Source organism: Brevundimonas sp. LPMIX5 (genome assembly GCF_003576505.1).
GTDB lineage: Bacteria > Pseudomonadota > Alphaproteobacteria > Caulobacterales > Caulobacteraceae > Brevundimonas > Brevundimonas naejangsanensis.
In genome coordinates, this window is the sequence record NZ_QWTZ01000002.1 from 463,704 (window position 1) to 484,347 (window position 20,644).

22 protein-coding genes are annotated in these 20,644 nt (G+C 65.2%); 2 read left to right on the forward strand and 20 right to left on the reverse strand.

Going from position 1 to position 20,644, the window contains the following annotated elements:
* Nucleotides 1-127: 127 nt before the first annotated feature.
* Nucleotides 128-841: a response regulator transcription factor gene (locus D1604_RS03245; protein WP_233551826.1), complete on the reverse strand. Its 714-nt coding sequence runs from the start codon at nt 839-841 to the stop codon at nt 128-130.
* Between the two features lie 45 nt (nt 842-886).
* Between D1604_RS03245 and D1604_RS03250 the strand changes: the two genes are divergently transcribed.
* Nucleotides 887-1,330 (forward strand): hypothetical protein, encoded by a 444-nt coding sequence (locus D1604_RS03250; protein WP_233551828.1) that lies wholly within the window; start codon nt 887-889, stop codon nt 1,328-1,330.
* Here D1604_RS03250 and D1604_RS03255 read toward each other — a convergent pair.
* The 4 genes from D1604_RS03255 to D1604_RS03270 are packed head-to-tail and all read right to left on the reverse strand — an operon-like array spanning nt 1,327 to nt 5,016.
* Nucleotides 1,327-2,040: an ABC transporter ATP-binding protein gene (locus D1604_RS03255; protein WP_233551830.1), complete on the reverse strand. Its 714-nt coding sequence runs from the start codon at nt 2,038-2,040 to the stop codon at nt 1,327-1,329. The genes D1604_RS03250 and D1604_RS03255 overlap by 4 nt on opposite strands.
* A 22-nt stretch (nt 2,041-2,062) precedes the next feature.
* Entirely contained in the window at nt 2,063-3,376 is a 1,314-nt protein-coding gene (locus D1604_RS03260) for a lipoprotein-releasing ABC transporter permease subunit (RefSeq protein ID WP_119412161.1), read from the reverse strand.
* The gene (gene proS, locus D1604_RS03265) at nt 3,373-4,689 is read right to left on the reverse strand and encodes a proline--tRNA ligase (RefSeq protein WP_119412162.1); all 1,317 of its coding nucleotides are present in this window, start codon (nt 4,687-4,689) and stop codon (nt 3,373-3,375) included. Before proS ends, D1604_RS03260 begins: the two co-directional genes overlap by 4 nt.
* 60 nt (nt 4,690-4,749) lie before the next feature.
* Complete coding sequence (locus D1604_RS03270; protein WP_024352562.1) at nt 4,750-5,016, reverse strand: DUF1467 family protein; 267 nt, start codon at nt 5,014-5,016, stop codon at nt 4,750-4,752.
* A gap of 74 nt (nt 5,017-5,090) precedes the next feature.
* On the opposite strand from D1604_RS03270, the gene D1604_RS03275 reads away from it, so the two are divergent.
* Nucleotides 5,091-5,444, forward strand: a complete 354-nt coding sequence (locus D1604_RS03275; RefSeq protein WP_119412163.1) for a 5-carboxymethyl-2-hydroxymuconate Delta-isomerase — start codon at nt 5,091-5,093, stop codon at nt 5,442-5,444.
* Nucleotides 5,445-5,618: 174 nt separating this feature from the next.
* On the opposite strand, the gene D1604_RS03280 is transcribed toward D1604_RS03275, so the two are convergent.
* From D1604_RS03280 to nuoF, 15 genes are all read right to left on the reverse strand, one after another.
* On the reverse strand, nt 5,619-5,957 hold the full coding sequence (locus tag D1604_RS03280) for a DUF3088 family protein (RefSeq protein ID WP_119412164.1): 339 nt from the start codon (nt 5,955-5,957) through the stop codon (nt 5,619-5,621).
* Complete coding sequence (locus D1604_RS03285) at nt 5,957-7,633, reverse strand: ribonuclease J (protein ID WP_119412165.1); 1,677 nt, start codon at nt 7,631-7,633, stop codon at nt 5,957-5,959. Before D1604_RS03285 ends, D1604_RS03280 begins: the two co-directional genes overlap by 1 nt.
* Nucleotides 7,634-7,639: 6 nt before the next feature.
* Entirely contained in the window at nt 7,640-8,434 is a 795-nt protein-coding gene (locus tag D1604_RS03290; RefSeq protein ID WP_119412438.1) for a type III pantothenate kinase, read from the reverse strand.
* Nucleotides 8,431-9,177 carry a biotin--[acetyl-CoA-carboxylase] ligase gene (locus tag D1604_RS03295; RefSeq protein ID WP_119412166.1) on the reverse strand — a complete coding sequence of 249 codons (747 nt, stop codon included), beginning with the start codon at nt 9,175-9,177 and terminating at the stop codon, nt 8,431-8,433. The genes D1604_RS03290 and D1604_RS03295 overlap by 4 nt, the downstream gene beginning before the upstream one ends.
* 6 nt (nt 9,178-9,183) lie before the next feature.
* A complete protein-coding gene (gene nuoN / locus D1604_RS03300) occupies nt 9,184-10,626 on the reverse strand; it encodes an NADH-quinone oxidoreductase subunit NuoN (protein WP_119412167.1) in 1,443 nt (480 codons plus the stop codon).
* Between the two features lie 7 nt (nt 10,627-10,633).
* The gene (locus tag D1604_RS03305) at nt 10,634-12,121 is read right to left on the reverse strand and encodes an NADH-quinone oxidoreductase subunit M (RefSeq protein ID WP_119412168.1); all 1,488 of its coding nucleotides are present in this window, start codon (nt 12,119-12,121) and stop codon (nt 10,634-10,636) included.
* A 5-nt stretch (nt 12,122-12,126) separates the two neighbouring features.
* Nucleotides 12,127-14,205, reverse strand: a complete 2,079-nt coding sequence (nuoL, locus tag D1604_RS03310; RefSeq protein WP_199683677.1) for an NADH-quinone oxidoreductase subunit L — start codon at nt 14,203-14,205, stop codon at nt 12,127-12,129.
* A gap of 14 nt (nt 14,206-14,219) precedes the next feature.
* Complete coding sequence (gene nuoK / locus D1604_RS03315) at nt 14,220-14,528, reverse strand: NADH-quinone oxidoreductase subunit NuoK (RefSeq protein WP_003164596.1); 309 nt, start codon at nt 14,526-14,528, stop codon at nt 14,220-14,222.
* Nucleotides 14,528-15,154, reverse strand: a complete 627-nt coding sequence (locus D1604_RS03320) for an NADH-quinone oxidoreductase subunit J (RefSeq protein WP_024352552.1) — start codon at nt 15,152-15,154, stop codon at nt 14,528-14,530. Before D1604_RS03320 ends, nuoK begins: the two co-directional genes overlap by 1 nt.
* Before the next feature lie 114 nt (nt 15,155-15,268).
* The gene (gene nuoI, locus D1604_RS03325) at nt 15,269-15,760 is read right to left on the reverse strand and encodes an NADH-quinone oxidoreductase subunit NuoI (RefSeq protein ID WP_003170180.1); all 492 of its coding nucleotides are present in this window, start codon (nt 15,758-15,760) and stop codon (nt 15,269-15,271) included.
* A complete protein-coding gene (locus tag D1604_RS03330; protein WP_119412170.1) occupies nt 15,760-15,975 on the reverse strand; it encodes a hypothetical protein in 216 nt (71 codons plus the stop codon). Before D1604_RS03330 ends, nuoI begins: the two co-directional genes overlap by 1 nt.
* Nucleotides 15,972-16,199 carry a hypothetical protein gene (locus tag D1604_RS03335; RefSeq protein WP_024352550.1) on the reverse strand — a complete coding sequence of 76 codons (228 nt, stop codon included), beginning with the start codon at nt 16,197-16,199 and terminating at the stop codon, nt 15,972-15,974. The genes D1604_RS03330 and D1604_RS03335 overlap by 4 nt, the downstream gene beginning before the upstream one ends.
* The gene (nuoH, locus tag D1604_RS03340; RefSeq protein ID WP_119412171.1) at nt 16,199-17,275 is read right to left on the reverse strand and encodes an NADH-quinone oxidoreductase subunit NuoH; all 1,077 of its coding nucleotides are present in this window, start codon (nt 17,273-17,275) and stop codon (nt 16,199-16,201) included. The genes D1604_RS03335 and nuoH overlap by 1 nt, the downstream gene beginning before the upstream one ends.
* A 3-nt stretch (nt 17,276-17,278) precedes the next feature.
* Nucleotides 17,279-19,324 (reverse strand): NADH-quinone oxidoreductase subunit NuoG, encoded by a 2,046-nt coding sequence (gene nuoG / locus D1604_RS03345; protein ID WP_119412172.1) that lies wholly within the window; start codon nt 19,322-19,324, stop codon nt 17,279-17,281.
* 5 nt (nt 19,325-19,329) lie between these two features.
* Nucleotides 19,330-20,643 carry an NADH-quinone oxidoreductase subunit NuoF gene (gene nuoF, locus D1604_RS03350; RefSeq protein WP_119412173.1) on the reverse strand — a complete coding sequence of 438 codons (1,314 nt, stop codon included), beginning with the start codon at nt 20,641-20,643 and terminating at the stop codon, nt 19,330-19,332.
* Between the last annotated feature and the right edge of the window lies 1 nt (nt 20,644).

A 20,644-nucleotide genomic window follows, 5' to 3' on the forward strand; every position in this document is an offset into this window, starting at 1 on the left:
GACCATCCAGACGAAGCCGCCGCAGGACGCAAGCGACAGCAGATCCCTCACCCAACGCGCCATTGATTTTATCCCCAGATCAAATGTTGCCCATTTGTTCTAAGTTGCCTCTTTGTTCTCGTCAACCTCAATTCGCGAGGAAGCCGAGACGGGTCAGCGCCGACGCCAGGGCGGCGGAGTTGGGCGACTGGGTCTTGCGCAGCAGGCTGGCGCGGAAAAATTCCACCGTGCGCGGGCTGAGCTCCAGGTTCTGAGCGATCTGCTTGGTCGTCAGGCCCTCGACCAGCATTTCGGCGACCTGTCGTTCGCGACGTGTGAAGGTCAGTTCTTCACGCGGCGCCGTCGCAGCCAGCGCGGTCATGCCCCGTCGCAGGGCGCGCACCAACTCATCAATCGTCGCAGGCTTGGGCAGGACGTCGTCAACGCCCAAGCGCATGGCGTCGACGGTCGTTCGCACGTCCACAAAGGCGCTGACGATAATGACCGCGTGCCGGTTCAGCGCGCAGAAGGCCGCCACCAGATCCAGCCCCTCGACCCCCGGCATCTTCAGGTCGGCGATAATGCAGGTCGGCTCCGCGTCGGAGGCCCACATCAGAGCGTCGAGCGGTTCGTGAAAACCGACAACGGAAAAGCCCGCCTCACGCACCGCCAGAAGCGTCAGTTCCAGCAGCGCTCGATCGTCGTCGATGATGGCGACTTCGGTGATGGGACGCCCTGCTTTGTTCGCGATCTGATCATTTCGATTACCGACGGCGTTATCAAGCATCATACATTTGAAAATACGCAAGCTTTCGCACGTGAAAACCTCGTATTCCCACGCAGTTGATCCGCTTCTTCTCATCGCCGATCGATGTCTCGGTCACGCTACGAGACGGGAAGGTTCGACGTGCTGCAAAGCGCTGTTTTTCTAGCCCGCCCGGCCTGCGGCTTCATTGACAGCGCACGCTGGCCCGCGCTGACCGATAGGCGCCGCGACCAAGCCCGCAGCCTGAATCTCGCCGGCGTCATGGTCACGGTCGATGACGTCATCATCTACGCAATGGAAGGCGGCCCGGCGGCGCTGGATGATTTCCTCCGCCTGCTGACCGTCAGTCCCTGTCAGGCCGTGACGCACGAAGCCTGGCGAGAGACCATTCGTTTCCGCGTTCAGCGCGTGCTGGCCCTGTCGCAACCGGTTCTGATGTCCGAAGAGATCCTGGCCCTGCAGCAGGCTCTTCGTCCTGACGCCCCCGCCTATGGCGATATCCCGCCGCTGCTCGGCGCGGCCGCCATGCGATGGGTGATGCAGCCCTATCGGACCGCGCTCAAGCCCACGCTTGTCATCTCCTAATAGGTCTGACTTTCGGCGGCGCGCTGCTCCAGATGGCCGTCCTTGAGGGCGAAGACGCGGTCCATGTGGCCGGCCAGTTCCATGTTGTGCGTGGCGATCAGGGCGGCGACGCCCGTGGTCTTGGCCAGTTCACGCAGAGCCTCGAACACAGCCTGGCTGGTGACAGGGTCCAGATTGCCGGTCGGCTCGTCCGCCAGCAGCAGGCGCGGGCTGTTGGCCAGGGCGCGGGCGATGGCCACGCGCTGCTGCTCGCCACCGGATAGTTGCGCCGGCTGATGCGTGACACGCTGGCCAAGGCCGAGCGCGGTCAGTTGCTCGGTCGCGCGGCGACGCGCTTCCCCTTCCCGCACGCCCGCAATCCGCATGGGCAGGGCGACATTGTCCAGAGCATCAAATTCCGGCAGCAGATGGTGGAATTGATAGACGAAACCAATTCGATGCAGCCGCAGACGGGTACGCGCCCTCTCGTCCAGCCCGCCCACATCCTCGCCGTCAATCAGCACCTGGCCGCTGGTCGGCCGCTCCAGCAGGCCCGCCGCGTGCAGCAGGCTGGACTTGCCCGAGCCGGATGGTCCGATCAGGCCGACGACCTCGCCCGGCATAACCTCCAGGTCGACGCCCTTGAGCACCGTCAACCCGCCCTGAGCCGTCGGATAGGTGCGCGTCACCCCGCGCAGCGACAGGATGGCGCCGTTGGTTTCCGTCGCCACGGTCGGCTTCTTCTTCAGCAGCCTATTCAAAACGCAGGGCCTCCACCGGGTCGATGCGCGACGCGGTCCACGACGGCGGCAGGCTAGCCAGGCAGCTCATGAAGAAGGAGAAGACGGTCACTCCGACCACGTCCCACAGATCGACCTTGGCCGGGACGGAATCCAGCATATAGACCTCGGCGTTGAACAGCTGGACGCCCAGCAGTCCCTCCAGGAAATGCTGGATCGCGCCGATGTTCCAGCAGAACAGCAGGCCCAGCACCAGACCCGCGATCGTGCCGCCGATGCCGATGGCTGCGCCCGAAATGAAGAATATGCGCAGGATGGACGACTGGCTGGCGCCCACGGTCCGCAGGATGGCGATGTCGCGCGTCTTGTTCTTCACCAGCATGACGATGCCGCTAATGATGTTCATCGCGGCGATGGCGACCACCATGCCCAGGATGATGCTCATGGCCGTGCGCTCGACCTGAAGCGCGCCCCAGATCGCGGCCTGGCGGTTGCGCCAGTCGGTGACCGCATTGCCCGGCCCAGCGGCGTGCTGGACCGGCGTCAGCAGGCTCTCAACCTTGTCCGGCTCGGCCACCTTCATCTCGATGATGTCCCAGACGCCATCCTTGCCGAAGAAGAGCTGAGCCTGCTCCAGCGGCATGAAGATGAAGGCCCGGTCGTAATCCGCTGCGCCCGACGTATAGACGCCGCCGACGATATAGGTCTTCTCCAGCCCGCCCAGATTGCCGAAGGCGCTGTCAGCGCCGGTGGGACTATAGAGCGAGATAGGATCGCCTTCGCGCAGCCCGGCTTCCTCAGCCAACGTCTTACCAATCAGGACGTGGTCGCCGCCGTATTCGCCCTTACCGAAACGCTCGCGCGCCTCAGGGCTCAGGCTTTCAAAGACGAACTTCATCGAGGCCAGGTCCTGAGGCCTTACGCCGCGCACCATGCCGCCGGTCGCCAGATTACCCGCGCGGAACATGGCGGGGCTTTCGGTCAGAGGCGTCACCGACACGACGCCCGGTACGTCGCCGATCCGCTTCAGCGCCGCGTCGCGATCAGGCGCATAGAGTACAGGCCCCTGCACATACATATGGCCGTTGAACGACAGGATCCGGTCCATCAGCGTGCCGCGAAAGCCCGCCATGATGCTCATGACGCTGATCAGCACGGCGACGGCCAGCATGATGCCGATGAAGCTGATCATGGCGATCAGCGCCACCCCGCCCTGTTTCCGCTTGGCGCGCAGATAGCGGAGCGCCAGCCCGATCTCCCAGCTGGAAAACGGGCCGGACCCTTTCGATGCGGGCGGCGGAGCGGCAGCCGTCGCGGCGTCGGTCATTTCGTGAGCAGCTCCAGGGCGGCGTCCAGCGACAGGCTCTGCTTCTCGCCGGTGGCGCGACGCTTCAGTTCAACTACGCCCTCGGCCAGGCCCTTAGGCCCGATGGTCAGCTGCCACGGCACGCCGATCAGGTCGGCGGTGGCGAACTTGCCGCCCGGACGCTCGTCCGTGTCGTCGTAGAGCACGTCCTTGCCCGCCGCTTCCAGCTTGGCCACGGCGTCTTCACAGGCGGCCGAGACGGCCTCATCGCTGGCGCGCAGGTTAATCACCACCACGTCGAACGGGGCGACCGCATCCGGCCAGATGATGCCGCCAGCGTCGTGGCTGGCTTCGATGATGGCGCCCAGCAGGCGCGAGACACCGACGCCGTAGCTGCCCATGTGGACCGGCGCGTCCTTGCCGTCCGGCCCCTGGACATTGGCCTTCATCGCCGCCGAATATTTGGTGCCGAAATAGAAGATGTGGCCGACTTCGATGCCGCGCGCCGACAGGCGGTCGCCCTCGGCGGTCTGGGTCTCGAACTGAGCCGCGTCGTGCATTTCCTCGGTCGCGGCGTACAGGGCGGTGCGCTCGTTGAACACGCCTTCCAGTTGCTCGACGCTGAGATCGTGGCCCGGCGGGGCCATCTCGACCAACTTGCGGTCACAGAAGACCTCGCTCTCGCCAGTCTCGGCCAGGACGATGAACTCGTGGCTCAGGTCGCCGCCGATGGGGCCGGTGTCGGCGCGCATCGGAACCGCCTTCAGGCCCAGACGGGCGAAGGTGTTCAGATAGGCCGCGAACATCCGCTTATAGGCGATGCGCGCGGAGGCCTCGTCGATATCGAAGGAATAGGCGTCCTTCATCAGGAACTCGCGGCCGCGCATGACGCCGAAGCGCGGACGGCGCTCGTCGCGGAACTTCCACTGGATGTGAAAGAGGTTCAGCGGCAGGGATTTGTACGACTTCACGAAGCCGCGGAAGATGTCGGTGACCATCTCCTCATTGGTCGGCCCGTACAGCAGCTCGCGCTCGTGGCGGTCGGTGATGCGCAGCATCTCCGGGCCATAGGCGTCGTAGCGGCCGCTCTCGCGCCACAGGTCGGCCAGTTGCAGTGTCGGCATCAGCAGTTCGACGGCGCCGGCCTTTACCTGCTCCTCACGCACAATGTTCTCGATCTTGCGCAGCACCCGCAGGCCCAACGGCAGCCAGGCGTAGATGCCGGCGGCCTCCTGCTTGATCATGCCCGCGCGCAGCATCAACTGATGCGACACGATCTGAGCGTCGGAGGGGGCTTCTTTCAGGATAGGCAGGAAGTAGCGCGACAGGCGCATGGGAGGATTCTCGGCAAATTCAGTCAGGCCCGAGGTTTAACCGGGCGAAGGGGGCGAAAGCTAGAGCGCGTTCGCGTGGGTGATGTCGGGAACAGGGGTCCAGCCGATCCAGACGAAGGCGACAATCACCAGCCAGACGATGACCGACACCCAGGTCGTGGTGATGAACTTCTTCTTCAGGTTCGGATTCTTCGGCGCACCCCACTGGGTGCCGTCCGTCGGCGGATCCTTGACCTGATCAGACATCCCCAGCGGCAGAATGGCGAACAGGACGATCCACCACACCGTCAGGAAAGTGGCGATCAGGGTGAAGGGGCCAAGGGGCATCGTCTCTAAAGTCCGTTCATCGCAATCATCGTCGCGGGGCGATAAGGAGGGGCTCCGCAACAAGGACGCCCTGAATGCCACAGATTACGCTGGAACACTCCACCCATTTCGACGCGACCGACTGGCGCGCCCTGGCGCTGGAGATTCATCGCCTCTGTGTCGACACGGTCGGCGCGACCCTGCCCGCCTGCAAGACCCGCATCGTCCGCTGCGAAAACCTGATCATCGCCGACGGCGCCCCGGAGCAGGCCATGGTCCACTGCGACCTGCGCATCCTCAGCGGCCGCACCCAGGAACAGAAGACTGCGCTGGGCGAAGCGGTGCAGGCCGCGTTGCTGGCCGGGGTCGCGCCTTATGACGGCCCGCGCCAGATCTCGGTCGAGATCGGAAACCTGGACCGCGACAACTACCGCAAGACCACGCTCTAACGCCCTCTCCCGATGGGAGAGGGCTTGAGCTTCGGAGAGCCGAAGGCGATCCGCTAAGCGAAAGGGTGAGGGTTCGGCAATCAGCCGTATTTGCAACGGCTTTCGCCGACATCGGCCGGAACCCTCATCCGGTCCTTCGGACCACCTTCTCCCATCGGGAGAAGGATTCACTGCTTACGGATGCGGCCGACCGATCCCGTAGCGCGCCGCCCAGTAGGGCAGGATGTCGTCGTCCTGCAGGAAGCGCGCTCCCGTTTCCTCACTGACCTGAGCATCCGGCCAGTCGAACTCGTCGTCCAGCACCAGAAGGGGGCAGCTCTGGTTCGCCTCCCCCACTTCGGCAATTACGGCCGGGCGCGGGCGCGGGTGATCCAGATAGGTAACGGTCAAGTGCTCGCGCAGGCGCGGATACAGGCCCAGAACGCCTTCGATCCGCGCGCCGGGCGGGCAGAACCACGGCCCGCCCTGATCGTCGAACCAGTCGGCGTTCAGCAGATACAGCCGATCCGCCATCAGAGCCTCAGCACCACGGTTTCGACGATGGGACGGCGATCCCAGATCTGCTGGCTGGCCTTCTTCAGCGTCCGGCTGACGGCCTGTTCAATGACCATCTCGTCTTCCAGAGCCTCGCCCTTCAGGCCGCGCACCGTGTTCTCGACGCGCTCGGCCATGTCGTCCAGAACATCGCCCAGCGGGCGGTCCGCGTCGCCGGGCAGGCCGATGCCGCGCACGTCGATGTCGCTGGCGATCCGGCCGCGCTTATCCAGGACGAAGCTGACGATCAGGATGCCGTTGCTGGCGGCGTGCTTACGCTCGCGCAGGGCCTCGCCGCCCTCCTCGACCAGCATGCCGCCGTCGACGAACAGGCGGCCCGAGGGCACTTCGTCGATGATGGCGGCGGGTCCGGGGGCGAGGCGCACCATGTCGCCGTTGCGCGGCGTCACCGTCTCGGGGACCTGCATGTCCTTGGCCAGATTGCCGTGCTCGATCAGGTGACGGCGCATGCCATGGGTCGGCACCGCGATCTGCGGCCGGGCCCACTGATACATCTGGCGCAGTTCGTCACGGCACGGGTGGCCCGAGACGTGGATGCCGGGATGGTCCTTCTCAGTGTAGATGCGCACCCCGCGCTCGGCCATCTTGTCCTGCAGACGGCCAATGGCCAGTTCGTTGCCGGGGATGACACGCGACGAGAAGATGCAGTGATCCCCCTGCCCCAGCTTGATGAAGGGATGCGTCCCTTCGGCCACGCGAGAGAGGGCGGCTCGCGCCTCGCCCTGGCTGCCGGTGCACAGGTACAGGATCTCGTCCGCCGGCCAGATTTTGGCCTCCTGCTCCGACAGGAAAGGCTTCAGGTCGCTCAACATGCCGACCGACTTGGCGGCGGCGGTGATGCGGTGCATCGAGCGACCGGCCAGCGCCACACGGCGCCCGGCGGCCTCGGCGGCGCGGATCACGCTGTCCATGCGCGCGACGTTGGAGGCGAAGCAGCCGACCGCGACCCGGCCCTTCAAACCGCTGATCAGTTCGGCCAGCTTGACCTTCACCTCGCCCTCGGACCCGGCGACGCCGTCGACGAAGACGTTGGTGGAGTCGCACACCATGGCCAGAACGCCTTCGTCGCCCAGCTTCTGGATGAAGTCGACGTCGGTGCGCTCGCCCACGACCGGATCGTTGTCGATCTTCCAGTCGCCGGTGTGCAGCACCGTGCCCAGAGGCGTCTTGATGGCCAGGCCGTTCGGCTCGGCGATCGAGTGGGTGATGGTGACGTAGGTCACTTCGAACGGGCCCAGATCCACGGTCGAACCCAGCGGCGCCTCGATCAGTTCGACATCTTCATAGATGCCGGCGTCACGCAGCTTCTCGCGGATCAGGAAGGCGGTGAAAGGCGTGGCGTACAGCGGCGCCTGAATACGGGGCCACAGCCAGCCCAGGGCGCCGATGTGATCCTCGTGCGCGTGCGTCAGCACGATGCCGAGGATGTTCTCGCCTTCCAGGAAGGTCGGATCGGGCACGATCACGTCCACACCCGGCGTGGACTGGTCGCCGAAGGTCACGCCGACGTCGACGATGATCCATTTGCGATCATGCGCCGGGCCGAAGCCATAGGCGTTCAGGTTCATTCCGACCTCGTTCGAGCCGCCCAGCGGCAGGAAGACGAGTTCGTCGTTTTGATTTTTCTTAGTCATACGGCCTTACAGATGGGAGTTCCGCCGCCAGATTTCGAGTAGGCCGCGGATGGTCAGGTCCGGATCGAACCGGTCGATAGAGTCAGTTGCGCCCTCGAACAGTGAGGCGACGCCGCCGGTGCCGATGACCGTCATGGGCTTGCCCCACTCGGCCTTGATGCGGTCCACCAGCCCTTCGATCAGGGCGATATAGCCCCAGAAGACGCCCGATTGCATGGAGGTGACGGTGTCGCGCCCGATCACGGTGTCGGGGCGCTGAATGGCGATGCGCGGTAGCTTGGCCGCCGCCTCGTGCAGGGCCTGAAGCGACAGATTGATGCCCGGCGCAATCAAACCGCCTTCAAAGGCGCCCATGCCCTGCCCGTTGGCGCCGGAAATGATGTCGAACGTCGTGGCGGTGCCGCTGTCGATCAGCAGCAGGTCGCCCTCGTAAACCTGCAAGGCGCCGATGGCGTTGACCAGACGGTCGGCTCCGGCCTCGCTGGGCTTATGGATACGCACCTCGATGCCCAGCTCGACGTTCTCGCCGATCACCAGAGGCTCGACGCTCAGATACCGCCGCGCCAGATTGCGCAGGTTGAAGATCGACTGCGGCACCACGCTGGAGATGATGCAGCCGTCCATGTCGCCCATCGTCAGGCCATGCCCGCGCATCTCGAACAACTGATGCAGCCAGACGGCGTATTCATCGGCCGTGCGCATGGGATCGGTGGCGGTGCGCCACTGGAAGATCCACTCCTGACCGTCATGGACGGCGAACAGGGTGTTGGTGTTGCCTTGCTCGATCGCCAGCAGCATCAGGCAGCCTCTCCGAAGAAGACGTCGCCCGCAGAGATCACTCGCAGGTTTCCGTCCGGCAGTTTCAGACGCAGGGCGCCGTCGGCCTCGACGCCGTCGGCGATCCCGCTCAGGGTTTCGTGGCTCAGCCGCGCCGTGCACGGTCCGAACAGGCCCGGCGTCCGCGCGACCCAGGCGTCCAGCACCGGCTGAAAGCCCAGACGCGTCCAGCGTTCCAGCCAGGCGTCAAAGGTTTCGGCCAGCGCCTTCGCCCCCTCCTCCATCGACGGCGCAGCGGTCACGTCGTGACGCAGGTGCTCGGCGATGCAGGTGGTCGGCCGCTCGGTCCCTTCGGGCGCATGGGACAGGTTCACGCCGATACCCACGGCCAGCCACAGGCCGCCAGAAGGCGCAGGCCCGGATTCGATCAGGATGCCGGACGACTTGCGCCCGTCCAGCAGCACGTCATTAGGCCATTTGATGCTGACCAGCGCTGGCGGAACATAGCGGTCCAGCAGATCGGCCACCGCCAGCGCGGCGGCGAAGGTCAGTTGCGCCGCCTCGGCCGGAGTGCGGTTCAGCGTCAGCAGCAGGGTCGTGGCCAGATTGCCGTCCCGGCTGTCCCAGGCGCGGCCGCGACGGCCCCGCCCAGCCGTCTGACGCTGGGCTGCAATCCACAGCGGCTCGGCCTCGCCCGCCTCGGCGCGGCGACGCGCCTCGGCGTTGGTGGAGTCGGTCTCTTCGAGGATCAGGACCGGAGCCGCCAAGGCCCCTTATCCGATCCCGACGCCCGCGGCCGCCGCGCGCGTCAGCGGCTCCAGCCAGGTGAGGGCGATCAGCAGCACCGGGAAGCTGAAGGCCGCAGCCGCCCAGCCGATCCACTGGGCGCTGACCGGCGCCTTGTCCGTGGTCACGTCGAACTCCGGCGTGTCGAACCAGATCACCTTGATGATGCGCAGATAGTAGAAGGCTGCGACGACCGAGGCCACCAGACCCGCAGCGCCCGCCATCCAGTAACCGGCGTCGGCGGCCGCGCCGAAGACATAAAACTTGCCCCAGAAGCCCGACATCGGCGGAATGCCCACAGCCGACAGCGACAGGATCGTCAGGGCGACGGCCATCAGCGGACGATCCTTCTTCAGGCCCGCCAGGTCGGCGATCTTGCGGATCGGACGGCCATTGCGGCTCAGCGACAGCAGGATGGCGAAGAAGCCGATCTGATCCACAACATACAGGGTCATGAACATCAGGGTCGCCTGAACGCCGACATGCGTGCCCGCCGCCACGCCCAGCAGGGCGTAGCCGATGTTGATGATGGACGAATAGGCCAGCAGGCGCTGGATGTCCTTCTGCATCAGGCCGCCGAAGGCGCCGACAGCGAAGCTGATCAGCGAGATCAGGATCACGACCTGGGCCCACTGGGCATGGGCCAGGCCGAAGCCTTCGACCAGCACGCGGATGATCAGCACCATGGCCGCCACCTTGGGCGCCGTCGAGAACAGGGCCACGACCGGCGTCGGGGCGCCTTCATAGACGTCGGGCGTCCACATGTGGAACGGCGCGGCCGAAACCTTGAACGCCAGGCCGCAGATCAGGAAGACCAGACCGAAGATCAGGCCCGGACCGGGGTTGGCGCTGGCGAAGGCGGCGATGTCTTCGAACCGCATCGACCCGGCGAAACCGTAGATCAGGCTGGCGCCGTAGAGCAGCAGACCCGACGACAGCGCGCCCAGGACGAAATACTTCAGACCGGCTTCCGAGGCCTTCAGGTCGTCGCGGCGATAGGCGGCTAGGACATACAGGGCCAGCGAGTGCATCTCGATGCCGATGTAGAGCGAGATCAGGTCGCCCGACGAGGCCATCATCCCCATGCCGACCGAGGCCAGCACGATCAGGATCGGATATTCAAACTTGGCGATATTGTTGCGGTGCATCCAGCTGTCGCCCAGCACCACAGCCACGGCGGCGGACAGAAAGATCACCGCCTTGCCGTAAACGGCCAGCGGGTCAGCCACATAGGCCCCGTTGAACGCCGAACCCAACGGGCCGACGACAGCCAACGCCGTCGCCGCCAGCAGCAGCAGAACCGACAGGCCCGAAACCAGGCGCGTCGACTTCTCGCCGGAGAAGGCGCCGACCATGAGCAGCACCAGACCGCCGACCGCAAGGGTCAGTTCGGGAGCCGAGAGATGAAGGGCGGAAGACAGATCAGTCATTATGCTCTCACCCGCCGATGGCTGCGCGATAGGCGGTCGTCAGGGCCTCAACGCTTGGCCCGGTGTAGTCCAGAACGGCGTTGGGATAGAGGCCCAGCCAGATGGTGCCGACAATCAGGGGCACGAAGATCAACAGTTCGCGCTTGTCGATGTCGGTGATGTTTTCCAGCGCCGGGTTGGTGATCGGGCCGTACATGACGTTACGGAACAGCGTCAGCGCATAGACCGCCGAGAGGATCACGCCCGAGGCGGCGATCAGAGCCGTCCAGGTCGAGACCTGATAGGCGCCCGTCATGGTCAGCACTTCCCCGATGAAGCCCGAGGTGCCCGGCAGGCCGACGTTGGCCATGGTGAACATCAGGAAGATGGCCGCATACCACGGCATCCGCGCCGTCAGGCCGCCGTAGAGGGCGATCTCACGCGTATGCATCCGGTCATAGACCACGCCGACGCACAGGAAGAGCGCGCCCGAGATCAGGCCGTGGCTCAGCATCTGGAAGACAGCGCCCTGAACGCCGGTGTCGTTGCCGGCGAAGATCCCCATGGTCACGAAGCCCATGTGGGCGACCGACGAATAGGCGATCAGCTTCTTGATGTCCGTCTGACGGAAGGCGACCAGCGAGGTGTAGACGATGGCGATGACCGACAGCGTCAGCACCAGAGGCGTGAACATCTGCGACGCCAGCGGGAACATCGGAATGTTGAACAGGATGAAGCCGTAGCCGCCCAGCTTCAGCAGGATGCCGGCCAGGATGACCGAACCCGCCGTCGGCGCCTGAACGTGGGCGTCAGGCAGCCAGGTGTGCACCGGCCACATCGGCATCTTCACCGCGAAGGAGGCGAAGAAGGCCAGCCACAACAGCGGCTGCACCGAGGCGTCGAAGGCGTACTGCTTCAGCTCAGGGATGCTGGTGGTGCCGGTCGTGTGCGCCATCCACAGCATGGCCAGCAGCATCAGGACCGACCCGAGCAGGGTGTACAGGAAGAATTTGTACGCCGCGTAGATGCGGTTGGCGCCGCCCCAGATGCCGATGATCAGGTACATCGGGACCAGGGTGCCTTCGAAGAAGATGTAAAAGAGGAACAGGTCCAGCGAAGTGAACACCCCGATGACCAGCGTCTCCAGGATCAGGAAGGCGATCATGTATTCGACGACGCGCGTCTGGATAGACTTCCAGCTGGCCACGATACAGATCGGCAGCAGGAAGGCCGTCAGCAGGACGAACAGGATGGAAATCCCGTCCACGCCCAGATGATAGCTGGCGCCCGCGAACCAGGCGTGGTTCTCGACGAACTGATAGGCCGGGTTCGACGGATCGAACTGCGCGACCAGCACGACGGACACCGCCAGCACCAGCATGGTGGTGACCAGGGCGATCCAGCGGGCGGCCGGGGCCGCGGCGTCCTGACCGCCCTTGTTCAGCAGGCGCGCGACCAGGATCGCGGCCGCGCCGAGAAGCGGCAGGAAGGTGACGATGCTCAGAATGTGAGGCACGAGGCTCAGGCTCCCCACGTGAAGATGGCGAAGGCAAGGAACGCAGCCACGCCGATCAGCATCACGAATGCATAGAAGTAGACGAAACCGGACTGGAACCGGGACAGCCAGCCGCCCGACTTCAGCGAAGCCCAGGCCGCGCCGTTCGGGCCGAGGCCGTCGATGATCTTCACATCGCCGATCTTCCAGAAGAAGTCGCCGATCACCTTGGCGCCCTTCACGAAGACGGCGTCATACAGTTCATCGAAGAACCACTTGTTGTAGAGGAAGGTCCACAGCGGGCCCTTGCGGTCGGCCATTTCCTTGGCCGCCCCTTCCTTCACGACATACAGCCAGTAGGCGATGGCCGTGCCCAGCAGCGTCACGATCAGCGGCGCCCACTTCACCCAGGTCGGGACGTTGTGGCTCTCGTGCAGGACGTGGTTGTCGCCGCCGACGAAGATGGCGCCGCGCCAGAACTCGGCCTCATGATGGCCGATGAAGTGCGGGGCGAAGATCATGCCCGCGGCCACCGCGCCGACCGAAAGCAGCAGCAGCGGCAGCACCATGACCAACGGGCTCTCGTGCGGCTTCAGCGGACCGTGGTGATGGTCGTCGTGCGCGTGATCGTCGCCGTCCAGCGGCTCCGAATGGGTTTCGATCTGAGCGTGCGAGGCGTGATCGTCCGCGTGATGGTCGTGCGCGCCCTCCTCTTCCTTCCAAACCGGCTTGTTGTGGAAGGTCATGAACACCAGACGCCACGAATAATAGGCCGTCAGCAGAGCCGCCGAGATGCCGATGACGAAGGCGAACATGCCCGCGGCCGAGTGGCCGGTCGTCGCTGCGGCATAGGCGCTCTCGAGGATGGAGTCCTTGGAGTAGAAGCCTGCGAAGCCGCCGACGCCGGGCATGCCCAGGCCGGTGATGGCGATGGTGCCGATCATCATGGTCGCATAGGTGACGGGCAGCAGCTTCCACAGGCCGCCCATCTTCCGCATGTCCTGCTCGTGGTGCATGCCGTGGATCACCGAACCGGCGCCCAGGAACAGCAGGGCCTTGAAGAAGGCGTGCGTGAACAGGTGGAACATGGCGGGCTGATAGGCGCCGACGCCCGCCGCGAAGAACATGTAGCCCAGCTGCGAACAGGTCGAATAGGCGATCACCCGCTTGATGTCGTTCTGCATCATGCCGACGGTCGCGGCGAAGATGGCGGTGATCCCGCCGATGATGGCGATGAACTGCGACGCGACGGGCGCGTGCTCATATAGGGGCGACAGCAGGCAGACCATGAAGACGCCGGCCGTGACCATGGTGGCCGCGTGGATCAGGGCTGACACCGGGGTCGGGCCTTCCATCGCGTCCGGCAGCCAGGTGTGCAGGAAGAACTGCGCCGACTTGCCCATGGCGCCGACGAACAGCAGCAGACCGGCCAGATCCAGCGCCGACCAGGTGTAGCCCAGGAACTCCCAGCCCGCGCCGACCTTGCCCGCGATCATCGGGAACAGCTTGGCGAACTCGATCGTGCCGAACATCCAGAAGACGGTCATCATGCCGAGCAGGAAGCCGAAGTCGCCGACGCGGTTGACCACGAAGGCCTTGATCGCCGCCGAAGACGCCGAGGCCTTCTTGTACCAGAAGCCGATCAGCAGATAGGACGCCAGACCCACGCCTTCCCAGCCGAAGAACATCTGCACGAAGTCGGCGGCCGTCACCAGCGCCAGCATCATGAAGGTGAACAGCGACAGATAGGCGAAGAAGCGGGGACGGCTGTCGTCCTCCTTCATATAACCCCAGGAATAGAGGTGAACCAGCGACGAGACGCTGGTCACGACGATCAGCATGACCGCCGACATGGCGTCGACGCGGATCGACCAGTTCGACTGGAAGTCGCCGACGTGGATGAACGGCGCGATGTGCACGGTGAAGGCTTCCAGCCCGCCCCAGGTCCACTGGCTGAACACGATCCAGGAGACCGCGCACGAGAAGAACAGCAGGCCCGTGGTCACGGCCTGAGACGGAATGTCGCCGATCCGGCGACCGAAGAAACCGGCGATCATGGCCCCCAGCAGGGGGGCGAAGACGCCGAGAGTGACGAGAGTCTGGATAGTCACGGTTCCGATCAGCCCTTCATCACGGAGGCGTCGTCGACCGCGATGTCGCCGCGGTTACGGAAGAAGGTCACGAGAATGGCCAGGCCGACGGCGGCCTCGGCCGCGGCGACGGTCAGGACGAACATGGCCATCAACTGACCCGACACGTCGTTCAGGTGGGTCGAGAAGGCCACGAAGTTGATGTTCACCGCGAGCAGGATCATCTCGACCGACATCAGGATGATAATGACGTTCTTGCGGTTCACGAAGATGCCGAAGACGCCGATGGTGAACAGCATGGCGGCGACCGCCAGATAGTGCTGGAGCGAGATATCCATCACAGAAGCTCCTCGGGGGTGACGCCCTGGCCCGTGGTCACGGACTTGACCTCGACGGCCTTGGCGCGTTCGCGGTTGGCCTGGGCCGCCAGATCCTGGCGGTGCACGCCCGGACGGTGACGCAGGGTCAGGACGATGGCGCCGATCATGGCGATCAGCAGGACCACGCCCGCCGCCTGGAAGAAGTAGACGTAGTCGGTATAGAGCACGCGGCCGATCGTCTCGATGTTGGTGACGTCAGGTCCGGCCGGAACCGGCGAGGCGGCGTCGCGGGCGGCCCCGCCCTGCACGACGCTGATCGACACCATGATCATCTCGGCCAGCAGGACGCCCGCCACGATGCCCGCCAGCGGCAGGTAGCGCGCGTAACCCTCGCGCAGCTTCACGAAGTCGACGTCCAGCATCATGACGACGAACAGGAACAGCACCGCCACGGCGCCGACGTAGACGACCACCAGCAGCATCGCCAGGAACTCGGCGCTCAGCAGCACGAACAGGCCGGCCGCCGAGAAGAAGGTCAGGATCAGCCAGAGAACGGAGTGCACGGGGTTGCGCGCGGTCACCACCAGAAGGGCGGAAACCACGGCGACCGTCGCCAGAAGATAGAAGGCCAGGCCTTGCAACATGTGCGGGACGACGCCCCTCTTCAAAACCAATGGCCCGGATGGAAATCCCGGACCCTTCCAGAAATCGGCCCCGGCCCGGAGGTCAGGGTCAGCGTGGCGGAATCGCCGCTCCGTTTAGCGATACGGAGCGTCGAGTTCCAGATTCTTCGCGATCAGACGCTCCCAGCGGTCGCCGTTGTCCAGCAGGCGCGCCTTGTCATAGAGCAGTTCTTCGCGGGTCTCGGTGGCGAACTCGCTGTTCGGTCCCTCGACGATGGCGTCCACCGGGCAGGCCTCCTGGCACAGACCGCAGTAGATGCATTTGACCATGTCGATGTCGTAGCGCGTCGTGCGGCGGCTGCCGTCGGCGCGCGGTTCGGCCTCGATGGTGATGGCCTGGGCGGGGCAGATGGCCTCGCACAGCTTGCAGGCGATGCAGCGTTCTTCGCCGTTCGGATAGCGACGCAGCGCGTGTTCGCCACGGAAACGCGGCGACTGCGGATTGCGCTCGAACGGATAGTTCACCGTGGCCTTCGGCTTGGCCATGTACTTCAGCGACAGGCCGACAGCGCCGAACACGTCGGTCAGCATCGCGCCCTTGGCCGCCTGAACGATACGGGTCAGCATTACGATTTCACTCCGGCGCACTCGCGTTGATAGCGGGCGCTTTCCTTGTCGAGGGTCTGGCACAGGCGCTGGCGTTCCGCCTCGCGCCGTTCAACTTCCTGCACCTTGCGTTCCCACTGATAGACCGAGACGGGCTCGGCCTCATAGGGCGCGCAGGCCGACGCCAGCATGGGCGCGACCAAGGCGAACATGAGGGCTGCGGCTTTCGTCTTCATCCGCCGATCCGGCGTTCGCAGCCGTCCCTGTTGAAGCGCGGATCGTCCCGCGACAGACGTTGGCAATAAGCACGCTTGTCCGCCTCCTCTCCCCGCTCGCGGTCCAGCCGCTCGAGACGCGCGGACGCAGTCTCGGGCGCGGCCGGATCCATCGGCTTGAAGGTGCAGGCCGACAGGCCGGCGGCGAGCGCCAGCGCGATCAGGAATGTGGCGTAACCGCCCATCAGCCGCCCACCGCGAAGACGCGCCACGCCGCCACAAAGACCACGGCGACCAGCGAGGCCGGCAGGAAGATCTTCCAGCCCAGACGCATCAGCTGGTCATAGCGATAGCGAGGCACGAAGGCCTTCACCAGGGCGATCATGAAGAACCAGAAGACCACCTTCACGGCGAAGACCGCCAGGTAGAACAGGTTGGCGACGAAGGCCGGGACGCTGTTCAGGAAGTCGGTGGGGAAGCCCGGATTCCACCCGCCGCAGAACAGCAGGGTGATCATGGCGCACATGAAGACGATGTTGGCGTACTCGCCGATCATGAACAGCAGGTACGGGGTCGAGGAATATTCGACCTGATAACCGGCTACCAGTTCCGATTCCGCTTCGGGAAGGTCGAACGGCGGGCGGTTGGTCTCGGCCAGGGCCGAGATGAAGAAAACGATGGTCATCGGCAGCATGACGATGATCGTCGGCAGGGTCTCGAGGCCGCCGCCGAAGGCGTTCCAGTTCCAGATCCAACCCTGTTGCTGGGTCACGATCTCGGTCAGGTTCATTGTCCCCGCCAGCAGGATGACGTTGATGATGATGAGGCCCATCGAAACTTCATAGGACACCATCTGCGCCGCCGAACGCAGCGAGCCCAGGAACGGATACTTCGAGTTCGAAGCCCACCCCCCCATGATGATGCCGTACACGCCCAGCGAGCTGATCGCGAGGATGTACAGGATGCCGACGTTCAGGTCCGACACCACCCAGCCCGGCGCGAACGGGATCACCGCCCAGGCGATGAAGGCCAGCACGAAGCTGATCAGCGGGGCCAGGATGAAGACCACCTTGTCCGACCCGGCCGGGACGACGATCTCCTTCAACACGAACTTGAAGAAGTCGGCGAAGGATTGCAGCAGGCCGAAGGGACCGACCACGTTCGGCCCCTTGCGCAGCTGAACGGCCGCCCAGATCTTACGGTCAGCCAGCAGCAGAAAGGCCAGGGAGATCAGGATGCCGACCACGACCAGCAGGATCCCGCCCAGAGTGGCGAGGGTCCAGCCGACGGGAGTGGCCCAGAAGGAAGTCGCAGCGTCCATGTCTTACTCCGCCGCCAGGGCGACCGGCGCCGTCCGCTCAGCGGACAGTTGGGCCATGGTTTCACTGGCGCGCGCGATCGGGTTGGTCAGGTAGGGATCGGCGATGACGGAGACGAAGGCGACGTCGCCCAGGTCCCCCTTGGCGCCCAGCTTGGCGACGTCGAACGTCGCGGCGGGGGCCAGATAGTCGATGCGGCCGAAGGTCGGATGGTCGCCCATCAGCTTCGTCCGCAGTTGCTCAAGGGTGTCGAACGGCAGCTTGGCGCCCACACGCTCGGACAGGGCGCGGATGATGGCCCAGTCGTCCTTGGCCTCGCCCTTCGGAAAGACCACGCGCTCGGCCATCTGCACCCGGCCCTCGGTATTGACGTACAGGCCCGACTTCTCGGTGTAGGCCGCGCCCGGCAGGATCACGTCCGCGCCGTGCGCGCCGCGATCGCCGTGCGAACCCAGATAGACGCGGAAGGCGCCCGATGCGTCCGCGTTCACCTCATCGGCGCCCAGCAGGAACAGCACGTCCAGCGCGCCCGGCTTCAGCATGGCGGCCACATCCAGACCGCCCTCGCCCGGCAGGAAGCCCATGTCCAGCCCGCCGACGCGCGCGGCGGCGGCGTGCAGGACGTTGAAGCCGTTCCAGCCGTCCTTGACGACGCCGACCTTCTTGGCCAGCGCGCCCAGGGCGTTCAGCACGGCCGGGCCGGTCTCGCCGGTCAGGGCGCCCGCGCCGACGATGATCGCCGGACGCTCGGCCTTGGTCAGGAAGTCGGTCGCCGCCTTGGGCAGCTTGCCGACGGTCTTCGAACCGGCGCCGAGGTAGTTGTAGTCATAGGTCAGGTCAGCCTGCGGGCCGATGACGCCGACTTCGACGCCGCCCTTCAGCCAACTCTTGCGGATGCGCGCGTTCAGCAGCGGCGCTTCCGTGCGCGGATTGGCGCCGACGATCAGAATGGCGTCAGCGTTTTCAATGCCTTGCAGGCCGGAGTTAAACAACCAGCCCTCGCGAGCCTCGCCGCCCAGCGCCGCGCCGTCCTGACGGCAGTCGGTGTTGGCCGAGCCCAGCGCGCGGAACAGATCCAGCGTCGCCTTCATCGACTCGGCGTCCTGCAGGTCGCCGGCGATGACGCCGATGCGATCAGCCGATGCGGCCTTGATCTTGTCGGCGACGACCGACAGAGCCTCGTCCCACGAGGCCGGACGCAGTTTGCCGTTCTCACGCACCCACGGGCGGTCCAGACGACGCGCCTGCAGGCCGTCGACGGCGTAGCGGCTCTTGTCTGACAGCCATTCCTCATTGATGCCCTCGTTCACGCGCGGCAGCACGCGCATGACCTCGGCGCCGCGCGAGTCGGCGCGGATGTTGGAGCCGAGCGCGTCCATCACGTCGATGGTCTCGGTCTTCTTCAGCTCCCACGGGCGGTAGTGGTACTGCCACGGGCGGTGCGTCAGGGCGCCCACCGGGCACAGGTCGTTGACGTTGCCCGACAGTTCGCTGTCGATGTTCTTTTCCAGATAGGTCGTGATCTCAGCGCTTTCGCCGCGCGAGATCATGCCGATGTCCGGGACGCCCGCCACCTCGGTGATGAAGCGAACGCAACGCGTGCACTGGATGCAGCGCGTCATGAACGTCTTGACCGTGGGGCCCATGTTCTTTTCTTCGACCGCGCGCTTGTTCTCGCCGTAGCGCGAACCGTCGCGGCCATAGCCCACGGCCTGATCCTGCAGGTCGCACTCGCCGCCCTGGTCGCAGATCGGGCAGTCCAGCGGGTGGTTGATGAGCAGGAACTCCATAACCCCTTCGCGGGCCTTCTTCACCATCGGCGTGTCGGTGAAGATTTCCTGGCCGTCGGCGGCCGGCAGCGCGCACGATGCCTGCGGCTTCGGCGGTCCAGGCTTCACCTCGACCAGGCACATGCGGCAGTTGCCGGCGATAGACAGGCGCTCGTGGTAGCAGAAGCGCGGGATTTCCTGCCCGGCGCGCTCGGCGACCTGCAGCACGGTCATGCCCGGTTCGAACTCGACTTCAACGCCGTTGACCTTGGCGATAGGCATTACGATTACTCCGCCGCGATCGCGTGGCCGGCGAAGTTCGCGCGGCGGCTGCGGTAGGTGTGGATGCGCTCTTCGATCTCGTGACGGAAGTGCCGGATCAGGCCCTGAACGGGCCAGGCGGCGGCGTCGCCGAGGGCGCAGATGGTGTGACCTTCGACCTGACCGGCCACGTCGAGCAGCAGGTCGATCTCGGACGGGTCGGCGTCGCCGATCGCCATGCGTTCCAGCACGCGCCACATCCAGCCGGTGCCTTCACGGCACGGCGTGCACTGGCCGCAGCTCTCGTGCTTGAAGAAGTAGCTGATGCGGGCGATCGCCTTCACGATGTCGGTGGACTGGTCCATGACCGTCACGCCGGCGGTGCCCAGAGACGAGCGATGCTCGCGCATGGAATCGAAGTCCATCAGGGCGACTTCGGCCTGTTCGCGCGTGATCACCGGGCAGGACGCGCCGCCCGGAATGATGGCCTTCAGGTTTTCCCAGCCGCCGCGCACGCCGCCGCCGTGATCTTCGATCAACTGGCGCAGCGGGATCGACATGGCCTCCTCGACCACGCAGGGCGTGTTCACGTGACCCGACAGCGACATCAGCTTGGTGCCAGCGTTGTTCGGACGACCGAAGCTGGCGAACCAGTCAGCGCCGCGACGCAGGATGGTGCCGACCACGGCGATCGACTCGACGTTGTTCACGGTCGTCGGGCAGCCGTACAGACCGGCTCCAGCAGGGAACGGAGGCTTCAGGCGCGGCTGGCCCTTCTTGCCTTCCAGCGACTCCAGCAGCGCCGTCTCCTCGCCGCAGATGTAAGCGCCCGCGCCGTGGTGGATATAGACGTGGAAGTCCCAGCCGTGGACGTTGTCGTCACCGATCAGCCTGGCCTCATAGGCCTGCTTGACGGCGGCTTCCATGCGCTCGCGCTCGAGGATGTACTCCCCGCGCAGGTAGATGTAGCAGGCGTGGGCCTTCATCGCGAAGGAGGCGATCAGGGCGCCTTCGATCAGCAGGTGCGGATCATGACGCATGATCTCGCGGTCCTTGCAGGTCGCGGGCTCGGACTCATCTGCGTTGATGACCAGGTAGTGAGGGCGATCCTTCACTTCCTTGGGCATGAAGGACCACTTCAGCCCGGTCGAGAAACCGGCGCCGCCGCGTCCGCGCAGGCCCGAGTTCTTGACGTTGTTGATGATCCAGTCGCCGCCAAGGTCCAGCATGTCCTTGGTGGCGTTCCACGCGCCGCGCTTCTTCGCACCTTCAAGGCCCCAGTCGTGGAAGCCGTAGAGGTTGGTGAAGATCCGATCCTTGTCTTGGAGGATGCCGACCATG